Genomic DNA, 10,884 nt, shown 5'->3' with positions numbered 1-10,884 from the left:
CCCGGGGCCCGCCGCGTGCCGGTCAGCCGACCAGCCGGTCGAGCAGCGCGCCGGCCTCCATCACGGACAGCCCCCGGCCCTCGGTGACGGCGGCCCCTGCATCCAGCGCTGGTTGGCGTTGCCGTTGCAGCCCCAGATGCCCAGGGAGGTGCCGTTGGCGTCGTTCCAGCCGGGCAGCTCCAGGCAGGCGTTGGCGGCGGGGTTGTGGAGCGTACCGTCGGCGCGGTACGTCCAGATCTGGCCGGTGCCGGCCCGGCAGTCCGTGAGGACCGCCGGCTCGCCCCAGTGGGTCACGTCGTTCTGGACGGTCACGCAGCGCCCGCCGGTGCGCAGGGTGCCGTCGGAGCCGAAGGCGAACTGCTGATTGGCGCCGTTCCAGCAGTCGTAGAGGCGCAGGGAGCCGCCGGCGGGCGCGCCGTAGTTGTCGAGGCAGCGGGCCGCGTTGTACGCGGAGGCGATGCCGTAGTCGACGGACCGGTCCCGCGGGATGACCTGCGGCGCGGTGAAGCGGGGCTGGGTGCCCTCCGGGGCGGTGCCCGGGAAGCGGACCAGCCGGCCGTCGTAGACGTCGGCGACCAGGTCGGGGTAGCCGTCGCCGTTCATGTCACCGGGCGAGTCCACGGTGGGGAAGACGTCCGCGGCGAGCCCGATCGGGAGCACGGCCCGGGCGGCGGGCGCCGACCACTCCGCGCCGGCCGCGCCCTTGGAGCAGTCGTTGATCACCAGGCGGCTGCCCGGCCCGGCGCCGGTGCCGGGCACGTCGAGGCACCTGCCCGAGTTCGGGTTCTGCAGCGTGCGCGGGTAGGGGCCGGAGACCCACTTCTGGGCCGGGCTGCCGTTGCAGTCCCACAGGTTGACGGGCGAGCCGCTCGCGGTCGCGCCGCCGGTGACGTCCAGACACTTGCCGAGGACGTGCAGCGAGCCGTCGGTGCCGAGGGTGAACTGCTGGTTGGGAGCGGCGCTCTGGCCGGCGCAGGTCCACAGCAGGGCGGCGGTGCCGTTGCCCGTCCAGCCGTGGTCGATGTCGGCGCAGACGCTCGTGCCGTCGGCGGGCTTGAGGCCCCACTCCAGGGGCTTGTGGGCGGGCGGCGTCAGGGGCGCGAAGCCGCTGACGGGCTGGCCGGCGGCGTCCAGCGGCAGCGGCAGGCCGGTGACGGCCCCGGTCACGGTGTCCCGCACCCAGAGCGTCGCCGCGCCGTTGACCTCACCGGGGTGCATCAGGGTGAAGCCGCTCCAGTCGCCGCCGGCCGCGCCGAGCTCGACGCCCGTGCCCAGCTGGCAGATGTTGCTGGAGGGGTAGTAGCGCAGGTGGCCCTGCTCGACCGTGACGAGACCGGTGCCCCCGGTGCTCCGCCGGACGGCCGTCAGCTGGGTGACGTGGTTCCAGGTGCGGTCGATGCCCAGCTCGCACATGCTGTTGCTGCGCAGTTCGGTGGACGAGCGGGTGAAGTGGCCCTCGACGCCGCCCGAGAGCTCGTTGGCGTCGTTGGTGTAGACGAAGAGCTGCTTGGTGACCTTGTTGTAGGCGAACAGCGAGTCGCCGCTCCCCCTGACGGCGCCGCGGTGGGCCAGCAGGTAGTTGTTCCAGTCGTCCCCGCGCGGGCTGCGGTCCGCCGTGGAGGCCGTCTCGGGGCGCACGAGCGTGGATCCGCTGCCGCCCGGGAACAGGGTCAGCGAGCCGTCGGCGGCCGGGGCCAGGTAGTCCGGGACGCCGTCGAAGGTGGCGTCGCCCGGCACCGCCGCGCCCGGCCTGGAGGGAGCGAAGAAGCTGTAGGTGGCCGCCTGGGGATCGGTGTTGCCGGCCCCGTCGACGGCGCGGACGTACAGCGTGTGCGAGCCCGGGTCGGCGGCGCTGACGCTGATCGGCACATCGGCGTACGCGGTGCCGTCGGGCGCGATGCCGGCCGGAACGGTCGCGGTGCCGGTGGGCGAGCTGGTGTCGTCGAGCGAGTACTGGAACCCGCGGACGCCGCTGGCGAGGCAGCCGCCGCCGGTGCAGCCGGCCGGGAGCGGGTCCTTGCTGGTGACGCGGACGGTGACGCCGCGGTCGCCGGCGTAGCCGGTGGGCCTGGCGCCGCTGCCCAGCGGCGGGAACACCGGGGAGGGCGCGATCGCCGCGAGCGTCGGCGCGGTGAGGTCGACGTTGAAGGCGCAGTTCGCCGACACGGGGCTCTTCGCGGTCCCGTCGGTGGTCCAGGCGTTCCAGCCGTACTGGTGGCCGTCCTGCAGCGCGCGGCCGACGTAGGCCTCGCCCCAGCCGCCGGTGGGCGGCAGGCTCTGGCTGGTCGGCCAGGATCCGCCGGACTCGCCGCTCTCCCCCGCGGTCGTGTCCCACACGTGGAACCCGATCACGACGTTGCCGGCGGGGACGCCGCCGACCCAGGCGGACATCCGGACGTCGGAGGTTCCGCTGCCCAGGGGCACCGTCCGGCCGATCCACCCGGGCGTGCCGCCGCCGCAGGCGTCGCCGTCGGGGTTGGAGGGCTTGGGCCGGAGGTTCATCCCGGTGGGGGTGCTCGACCCGAGGTCGTTCGCGGCCTGGGCGTACCCGGCCGCGTCCGCCGCCGACGGGGCGTCCGCGAAGGCGGCGCCGGGGGCGGCCAGCACGAGACCGACCGCGCACAGGGGCGCCAGGCGTCTCGCCAGCGGTCCCCGCAGCATCCTGAGGGGACGGGATTCTCGCATGATTGTCAGTTCGCCTTCGCAGCAGCGCCCGACCGTGCACGACCGACCGCCGCACGTCTCACCGGCGGCCGGAGGAATTGGAGGGGTCTTTGTCCGATGTAGTGCGCATTCCGACCCTCTGTCAGGTGACAGCACATCACCCGGCCGTCGGCGCGCGGTCGAACGCTAGTGCTTCCGGCCTCGGGCTGGCAATCAGGTTTCGTCCGATCGCCGGCGGCCGGGGCGCGGCGATCGGCGCAGGTCACGGGCGGTGCGCCGGACGGCGAAGCGCTCGGCCCCGGCCGGAGGGTTCCGGTCGGGGCCGAGCGCCGTGGTGATGCCGTGTCGTGGCGGTGCGCTGTGGTGCCGCGTCGTGGCTCTGCGTCGTGGTGCCGCGGGGTCAGCGGAGGTCGAAGACCAGGCGGGCCGAGACCTTGCCGTTCAGGACCTCGTCGAAGCAGGTGTTGACGTCCTCCAGCCGGCGGGTCTCGCGGATGACGCGGGTGCGGCCGAGGGCGTGCAGCCGGAAGACCTCGGCGAGGTCCTCGCGGGTGCCGACGATGGAGCCGATGACCTTGGTGCCGTTGAGCACGGTGTCGAAGACGGGCAGTTCGAGCCTGCCCTCGGCGGGGAGGGCGACCAGCACGAGGCTGCCGCCGCGGCGCAGGGCCGCGTAGGCCGCCTGGAAGGAGGCGTTGCTGACCGCGAGGGCGATCGCGGCGTGGGCCCCGCCGAGCTTCTGGACCTCGGCGGCGACGTCGTGCACGCGGGCGTCGAGGACGTGGTCGGCGCCCAGCTCGCGGGCCAGGGCGAGCTTGTCGTCGGTGACGTCGACCGCGATGGTCTCGGCGCCGGCGATCCGGGCGTACTGCAGGGCCAGGTGGCCGAGGCCGCCGATGCCGGAGATCAGGACCCGGGTGCCGGGGCCGGCGCCGGAGACCTTGAGGGCCTTGTAGGTGGTGACACCGGCGCAGGAGAGCGGGGCGGCGTCCAGCGGGTCGATGCCGTCGGGCACGGGGACGACGTAGTCGCCGTGGGCCAGCGCGTGCTCGGCGTAGGCGCCGTCGACGGAGTAGCCGCTGTTGTGCTGCCGGGTGCAGAGGGTCTCCCAGCCGGAGACGCAGTGGTCGCAGCGCCCGCAGGCGTCGGCGAGCCAGGGGATGGCCACCCGCTCGCCGACCCGGACGTGCCGGACCTCGGAGCCGGCCGCCTCGACGATGCCGACGCCCTCGTGGCCGGGCACGAACGGCGGGTTCGGCTTGACCGGCCAGTCACCGTGCGCGGCGTGGATGTCCGTGTGGCAGAGGCCGGAGGCCTCGACCCGCACCCGCACCTGGTGCGGGCCGGGCTCGGGCACCGGGCGCTCCTCGATCACGAGCGGCTGGGTGAAGTCGTGGACGACGGCGGCCTTCATGGTTCCTGCTCCTGCCCTTCGTGCCGACGGGGCCTTTCCCGTGCTCGCGGGACCCCGCTTCCCTTCCATCCCACGCCACGGCCGGGCGGGCCGCCAGGGCCGGACGGGTGAACCGGGCGGGACCATGGTCCCGGCTCCCGCTCCGGCTTCGGCACCGGCACCGGCCGGGGTCAGGGCGCGCGGTGCACGATGCGGCGGACCAGCTCGGGGACCCACTCGACGTACTCGACCTCCGCGCCGTCGGCGTGGCGGGCGTACAGGAAGCGGCCGGTCGGGGAGGCGGTCTCGGGGGTGGTGACGACGGCGCCCGCGGCCTCCAGGGCCTCGGTCAGCTCGTCGAGGTCGGAGACCACGACGGTCGCCGAGGCGTGCGCGTACTTGGCGCGCTCGGAGGGCGGGCCGGCGATCACCAGGAAGTCGCCGATGGCGGCGAGTTCGATCTCGTGGAAGCGGAACAGCAGGTCCGGCTCGGCCCCGGTGAGGGTGCGCAGCAGCGGGAGCGCGTGGTCCAGGCCGTCGGCCCAGAGCCGGGCATAGGTCTTGAGGATGGCCATAGGTGCTCCGAGGCGTTCGGTGTCGTCCAGTGGTCGTCCGGAGCCCTGATGCATCATGAGGCATCGTGAGGCGCCGGCCGGTGTCAATCCGCCGGACGCCGGGTCCCGGCGGGTACCGGATCACCGTAAGCGGGTGAACTCCCGTGCAGAAGACCGTACTTTGCGGTGCGTCAGTGCCTGTCGGTAACCGACCCGCCACCTCGGGCGGAGCGGGCGCCCGGGCCGGACCGGTCGGCGTCCCAGGCGATCAGCATGCGCAGGGCGTCCTCGGACGGGCTGCCGGGGTCGGGGGCGTAGGTCACCAGGGCCTGGTCCGGGTCGTCGGCGGAGCGCAGCGTCTCGTAGACCAGTTCCATCCGGCCGACCAGCGGGTGGTGGAACACCTTGCGCCCGGAGGTCTTGTCGCGCACCGGGTGCTCCGCCCACCACTGGCGGAACTCCGGGCTGCGCACCGAGAGTTCGCCGATCAGCTCGGCGAGCCGGGGGTCGTCGGGGCGGCGTCCCGCCTCCAGCCGGAGGAAGGCGGCGTTCTCGCGCGCGCAGCCGACCCAGTCGTCGTAGAGGGTGCGCGAGGCCGGGTCGAGGTAGGTGATCCGGGCGATGTTGCGCTCGGCCGGGTCGAGCGCGCCGTAGTCGCCGAGCAGGGAGACGGCGGCGCGGTTCCAGGCGAGGACGTCCATCCGCCGGCCCATCACCACGGCGGGTACGTCGGGCATCGCCTCCAGCAGCCGGGCCAGCGTCGGGCGGACCTTCTGCGGGCCCGAGGAGCGGCCGCCGGCGCCACGGCCGGCGCGGGTGCGGTCCGGGCGGATGCGGGCGAGGCGGTGCAGGTGGCCGACCTCCTCGGGGTCGAGGCGCAGCGCGCGGGCGACCGCGTCGAGCACGGCGTCCGACGGGTTGCCGACCCGGCCCTGTTCGAGCCGGGTGTAGTAGTCGACGCTGACGCCGGCGAGCTGGGCGAGTTCCTCTCGGCGCAGGCCGGAGACGCGCCGGCGGCCGCCGAGGTCCGGCAGGCCGACGTCCTCGGGGTGGAGGCGGGAGCGCCGGGTCCGGAGGAACTCGGCGAGGCCGGCGGCGGCGCCGGCCGCGTGGGCGGGGCTCGTGCTCATACGGCCATTGTGGGCGATCGGCGCCGCCGCAGCCTGGCCCTGCCAGGACCAGGCTGCGGCGGGGGCGGTCACCAGCCGTTGGCGACGGCCACCACGCCGCCGTCCACCACGAGGTCCTGGCCGGTGATGTAGGAGGCGCGCGGGGAGAGCAGGAAGGCCACCGTCTCGGCGACGTCCGCCGCCTCGCCCAGCCGCCCGAGCGGCACCCCGGCGCGCACGGCGTCCTGCTGGGCCGGTTCGGTGATCACCTCGTGGAACATCTCGGTGACGATGTAGCCGGGGCTGACCGAGTTGATCCGGATGCCGCGCCCGGCGAGTCCGCTGCCGAGGGTGCGGGCGAGGTTGTGCACGGCCGCCTTGGTCGCCGCGTACACGGGGGCGTTGGGCAGGCCGCGGTGCAGCGTCCAGGAGGCGTTGAGGACGATCGACGCCCCTGTGGCCGACTTCTCCAGCAGCGGCAGAGCGTGCTGGACGGTGAAGAAGACGCCCTTGAAGTTGACGTCCACGGTGCGGTCGAAGCTCTCCTCGGTCACCTCGTCCGGGGTCTCGAAGACGCCGACGCCGGCATTGGCGAACACGCCGTCGAGGCGACCGTGGCGCTCCCCCACCCGTTCGGCCAGCCGGGCGAGATCGGCGGGGCGGGCGGAGTCGGCGCGGACGGCGAACAGCCGCTCGCCGCCGTCGAGTTCGGCCTCGGCGCGGCGCAGGCGGGCGTCGTCGCGGCCGGTGATCACGACGCTCGCGCCGCGCTCCAGCAGCAGCCGCGCGGTGGCGAGGCCCATGCCGCTGGTCCCGCCGGTGATCAGCACCGTCCGGCCGTCGAAGTCCCGGCCGGCGTTCTCGGCGCCCCCGGTGCTCTCGGGGTTCTCGGGGTTCTCGGGGCTCTGGGGGCTCTGGGGGTTCTGGGGGTTCTGGGGGTTCTCGTTCGCAGAAGCCATGTCCCCACCCTCGCCTCCGCCCGGAAGGCCGCACCAGGCCCGCTCCGACCCCGGGTCCACTAGGACCACCCTTGCGGGTTCATACCCCCTAGGGGTATGTTTTCTGGCGTCTCGAAGGATACCCCCACCCGGTATTGGAGAACGCTGCCGTGTCCGACCTCACCGCCGCCTCCGCGGCACCCGCCGCGCCGCCCGAGGCGCCTTCGCCCCGCCGCTGGACGGCGCTCGGGCTCATCGCCCTCGCCCAGTTCATGGTGATCATGGACACCTCGATCATCGGGGTCGCCCTGCCGGAGATGCAGTCCGTGCTCGGTTTCTCCCAGGAAGGCCTGTCCTGGGTCTTCAACGCCTACGTCGTCGCCTTCGGCGGCCTCCTGCTGCTCGGCGGCCGGCTCTCCGACCTGTTCGGCGCCAAGCGCCTGTTCGCCACCGGCTGGGCCGTCCTCGCCGCCGGCTCGCTGCTCGCCGGCCTGGCCGGGAACCCCGGCCTGGAACTCACCGGCCGCGCCGTCCAGGGCGCCGGCTCCGCGCTGATCGCCCCCGCCGCGCTCACCCTCCTCATCAGCCTGTTCGGCGCCCGCCCCCAGGAGCTCGGCAAGGCGCTCGCCCTCTACGGCGCGGCGGCCCCGGCCGGCGGCACCGCCGGCGTCTTCCTCGGCGGCGTGATCACCCAGTACCTCAGCTGGGAGTGGGTCTTCTACGTCAACATCCCCGTCGCCCTGGGCGTCCTGCTCGCCACGCCCGGCGTGATGCCCACCGCCCCCGCCCGCCGCGGCTCGGTGGACTGGCTCGGCGCGCTCACCGTCACCGCCGGCCTCGCCGTCTCCGTCTACGCCGTCGTCCGCGCCCCGGAGACCGGTTGGGGCTCGGCGAGCACCTGGCTGGTGCTGGCCGGCGGCGTGCTGCTGATCCTCGCCTTCGTCGCGCTCCAGGCCAGGCGGCGCGAGCCGCTGATGCGCCTCGGCATCTGGCGCAGCCCCAACCTGGCCGGCGCCAACCTCGCCCAGCTGCTGATGGCCGCCGCCTGGATCCCGATGTGGTTCTTCCTGAACCTCTACCTCCAGCAGGTGCTCGGCCTGAAGGCCTTCGCCTCCGGCGCCGCGCTGCTGCCGATGACCGCCGCCATCATGCTGATGATGATCGTGCTGGCGCCCCGGCTGATCGCCCGCTTCGGCCCCAAGCCGCTCATCGTCACCGGTCTGCTGGCGCTCGCCGGCGGCATGGTCTGGCTCTCCTTCGCCCGCCCCGACGGCAGCTTCGCCGTCGACGTACTGCCCGCCTCGCTGCTCGCCGCCGTCGGCATGTCGCTCGCCTTCATCCCCTCGCTCGGCACCGCGCTCGCCGTGCCCGACCCGGCCGAGGGCGGTCTGGCCTCCGGCATCGTCAACACCAGCTACCAGATCGGCTCCGCGCTCGGCCTCGCCGCGATGACCGCCCTGGCCGCCGCCAACGGCTCGCGCGCACTCGGCGACCCGGTCGCGCTGACCGACGGCTTCTCCGCCGCCTTCCTGGGCGCCGCCGCGCTCGCCGTGCTCGGCGCGCTCGCCTCGGCGCTCACCATCCGTACCGCGCAGAGTCGTTGAGCCGCCGGCCCGGACCCTGCCGATCCCCCGGCCGCTCCCCCCACCGCGCCGCCCCCCCCGCCGGCCCGGCGGGGGCGGCGGCCTGTCCGGGAACCGCTCCGGGAGATCTCCGGGCACGATCGCTCCGCAGGAGGATCCGGACCGCGCCCGCCTCGGCGGAGGCTGGGGCCGGGGGGCGAGCCTCGTCGACTCGGAGGAACGCATGAAGCACAGCAGCAGGACGGTCCGGCACGCGGTGGGGGCGGCCGCGGTGGCCGGCGCCCTGACGGCGGTGGCGGCGGCGCCGGCGGCCGCCGCGCCCGGCGGACCCGCGCACACGGCGACCCGGACCGCGATGGAACAGGCCGTCCAGGCCTCGGGGTTGCCGGGGATGGTCGCCACCGCCGTGGACGGGGAAGGGCGTTGGTCGACGGCCGTCGGAGTGGCGGACACCACGACCGGTCAGCCCCGGTCGGCCCGGGAGCGGTTCCGGATCGGCAGCGTGACGAAGCCCTTCGTCGCGACCGTGCTGCTCCAGCTCCAGGCCGAGGGGCGGCTCGGCCTCGACGACACGGTGGAGCGGTGGCTGCCCGGCCTGGTGAGCGGGAACGGGAACGACGGCTCGGCCATCACCCTGCGCCAACTGCTCAACCACACCAGCGGCGTGTTCGACTACGGCGACGACCCCGGGATGGGCGCCTCGCTGTTCACTCCGGCCTTCCTGACGCTTCGTTACGACACCTACAGTCTCGAACAGTTGGTGCGGATTGCGGTCGCCCACCCCCCGATCTTCGCGCCCGGGACCTCGCACCGGTACTCCAACACCAACTACCTGCTGGCCGGCCTGGTCATCGAGCGGGTGACCGGCCGCCCGTGGGGCGAGGAGGTGGAACGGCGGATCGTCCGGCCGCTGGGGCTCACCGGGACGAGCGCGCCCGGCACCGCGACCGGCCTGCCCCGGCCCCACGCGCGCGGCTACTCGACCCTGTTCGGCGGCTCGGCGACGCCGCTGGACGTCACCGAACTCAACCCCTCGATGGCCGGATCGGCGGGCGCGATCGTCTCCACCACCGCCGACCTGACCCGGTTCCTCTCCGCCCTGATGCGCGGACGGCTGCTCCCGCAGGCCGAGTTGGACGAGATGACCACCCCCGGACCGCACGGCAGCGGCGGGCTCGGCCTGGGCGCCGGAACCCTGTCCTGCGGCGTCACCGTCTGGGGGCACGACGGCGGAATCCACGGCTCGTCGACGCTGGCGCTGACCACCCGGGACGGGCGGCACACCCTGGCGCTCAACACCAACGCCGACTGGTTCCGCGACAAACTCCCGCTGGCCGAGGCCGAGTTCTGCGGCCGACCGGGCCGGGCGGGGTAGCGTCCGGAGCCGGCGTTCGACGGTCGGCGGTCGGCGTCAGCCGGAGACCGGGTGCCAGGGGGCGTCGGGCCGGGTCGGCGTCGGGTCCGCCGCGAGCCGCAGCGCGTAGACGTCACGTCCCTCGGGGTCGGGCACGGGGCCGAGGTAGTGGTGGCCGGTGAGGTGGCACCAGGCGGGCAGGTCGAGCGGCGCCGCGGGGTCGGTGCTGACGATGTGCACCGTCGTCCCGGCGGGGTGGCCCGCGATGCGCTTGCGCAGGTGCAGCAGCAGGGTGACGCAGAGCATGCCGCTGCCGTCCACGACGACCGTGCCGTCACCGCCGCCGGCGGCGGCCGTCGCGCCGAGCGGCGCGGCCTCGTGGGCGGGATCTCCCAAAACGTCCTCCAGATGTCCAGGGAGCAGTGTAGAGGCAGGGGTGGGCCCGCCCCTCGGCCGGGGACCACCGGATCGGCCGGCAGCACCAGGCGCCCGGTCCCGGCCGGGCCGCCCGCCGGAACGCGGCGGAGGTGCCGCCCGGTGATCCGGGCGGCACCTCCGTTCGCCCACCACCGCTACGGCCGCTCGCCCGAGGGCCGTCGTCGGCGTTCCGCGACCTCCGCCTCACCGTTCCACGGCAAGCCGCACCCCCAGGCCGATGAAGATCCCGCCGGTCGCGGCGTCCACCCGGCGGCGGGCCGAACGGCGGCGGCGCAGCCAGTTCCCGATCCGCCCGGCGAGCACGCCCACGGTGCCGTCCACCAGGAACTCCAGCACGATCAGCGCCACCCCGAGCACCGCGAACTGCAGCCCCACCCGGCCCAGTTCGGGCCGGACGAACTGCGGCAGGAAGGCGATGGTGAAGGTCACCATCTTGGGGTTGAGCAGGTTCGTCAGCAGTCCGCGCAGGTACGCGCGGCGGCCCGAGAGCCCGCCCTCCCCCGGCTTGGGCAGCTCGCTCGCGACGCCCTCGCGGTGGCGGATCATCCGCACGCCCAGGTGCACCAGGTAGACGCCGCCGGCGATGCGCAGGGCCGTGAACGCGACCGGTACGGCGGTGAAGAAGGCCGCGAGCCCGGCCGCCGCCACCGCGACGTGCACCGCCTCGCTGGTGGCGACACCGGCGGTGGCCAGCAGTCCGACGCGCGGGCCGCCGCGCATCCCGCAGCCGAGCACGAACAGCATGTCCGGGCCGGGGCTGATCATCGCGACCGTCGTGGTCAACAGGAAGGCGAGGAAAAGGTGTTGATCGATCGGCATCCTTTCAGCCTCACACGCGTCGACGCCCGTCG

General features: G+C 74.5%; 9 protein-coding genes. 2 read left to right on the top strand and 7 right to left on the bottom strand.

The genetic code is table 11. From position 1 onward, the window contains the following. Positions 1 to 60: 60 nt before the first annotated feature. The 5 genes from ABT093_RS35540 to ABT093_RS35520 all read right to left on the bottom strand — a co-directional run bounded on the left by ABT093_RS35540 (position 61) and on the right by ABT093_RS35520 (position 6,679). Entirely contained in the window at positions 61 to 2,661 is a 2,601-nt protein-coding gene (locus ABT093_RS35540; protein WP_350571360.1) for a ricin-type beta-trefoil lectin domain protein, read from the bottom strand. 403 nt (positions 2,662 to 3,064) lie between these two features. Beyond that, the gene (gene adhP / locus ABT093_RS35535; RefSeq protein WP_350571359.1) at positions 3,065 to 4,078 is read right to left on the bottom strand and encodes an alcohol dehydrogenase AdhP; all 1,014 of its coding nucleotides are present in this window, start codon (positions 4,076 to 4,078) and stop codon (positions 3,065 to 3,067) included. A 170-nt stretch (positions 4,079 to 4,248) separates the two neighbouring features. Then, the gene (locus ABT093_RS35530; RefSeq protein ID WP_350571358.1) at positions 4,249 to 4,632 is read right to left on the bottom strand and encodes a VOC family protein; all 384 of its coding nucleotides are present in this window, start codon (positions 4,630 to 4,632) and stop codon (positions 4,249 to 4,251) included. A gap of 170 nt (positions 4,633 to 4,802) precedes the next feature. After that, a complete protein-coding gene (locus tag ABT093_RS35525) occupies positions 4,803 to 5,741 on the bottom strand; it encodes a helix-turn-helix transcriptional regulator (protein WP_350571357.1) in 939 nt (312 codons plus the stop codon). A 68-nt stretch (positions 5,742 to 5,809) separates the two neighbouring features. Beyond that, positions 5,810 to 6,679, bottom strand: a complete 870-nt coding sequence (locus ABT093_RS35520; protein ID WP_350571356.1) for an SDR family NAD(P)-dependent oxidoreductase — start codon at positions 6,677 to 6,679, stop codon at positions 5,810 to 5,812. 149 nt (positions 6,680 to 6,828) lie between these two features. On the opposite strand from ABT093_RS35520, the gene ABT093_RS35515 reads away from it, so the two are divergent. Next, complete coding sequence (locus ABT093_RS35515) at positions 6,829 to 8,262, top strand: MFS transporter (protein ID WP_350571355.1); 1,434 nt, start codon at positions 6,829 to 6,831, stop codon at positions 8,260 to 8,262. Positions 8,263 to 8,464: 202 nt separating this feature from the next. Beyond that, positions 8,465 to 9,616 (top strand): serine hydrolase domain-containing protein, encoded by a 1,152-nt coding sequence (locus tag ABT093_RS35510; RefSeq protein ID WP_350571354.1) that lies wholly within the window; start codon positions 8,465 to 8,467, stop codon positions 9,614 to 9,616. Between the two features lie 36 nt (positions 9,617 to 9,652). On the opposite strand, the gene ABT093_RS35505 is transcribed toward ABT093_RS35510, so the two are convergent. Together ABT093_RS35505 and ABT093_RS35500 are read right to left on the bottom strand one after the other, a co-directional pair. Then, positions 9,653 to 9,991, bottom strand: coding sequence for a sulfurtransferase TusA family protein (locus ABT093_RS35505; protein ID WP_350571353.1), 339 nt, complete (start codon positions 9,989 to 9,991; stop codon positions 9,653 to 9,655). Positions 9,992 to 10,216: 225 nt separating this feature from the next. Next, positions 10,217 to 10,852 (bottom strand): LysE family translocator, encoded by a 636-nt coding sequence (locus ABT093_RS35500; RefSeq protein ID WP_350571352.1) that lies wholly within the window; start codon positions 10,850 to 10,852, stop codon positions 10,217 to 10,219. Positions 10,853 to 10,884 lie beyond the last annotated feature (32 nt).

The sequence above is a fragment of the Kitasatospora sp. NPDC002551 genome (assembly GCF_040296005.1).
Taxonomy (GTDB): domain Bacteria; phylum Actinomycetota; class Actinomycetes; order Streptomycetales; family Streptomycetaceae; genus Kitasatospora.
The sequence above is the reverse complement of the archived record's forward strand: the minus strand, read 5'-3'. Positions and strand labels throughout refer to the sequence as shown.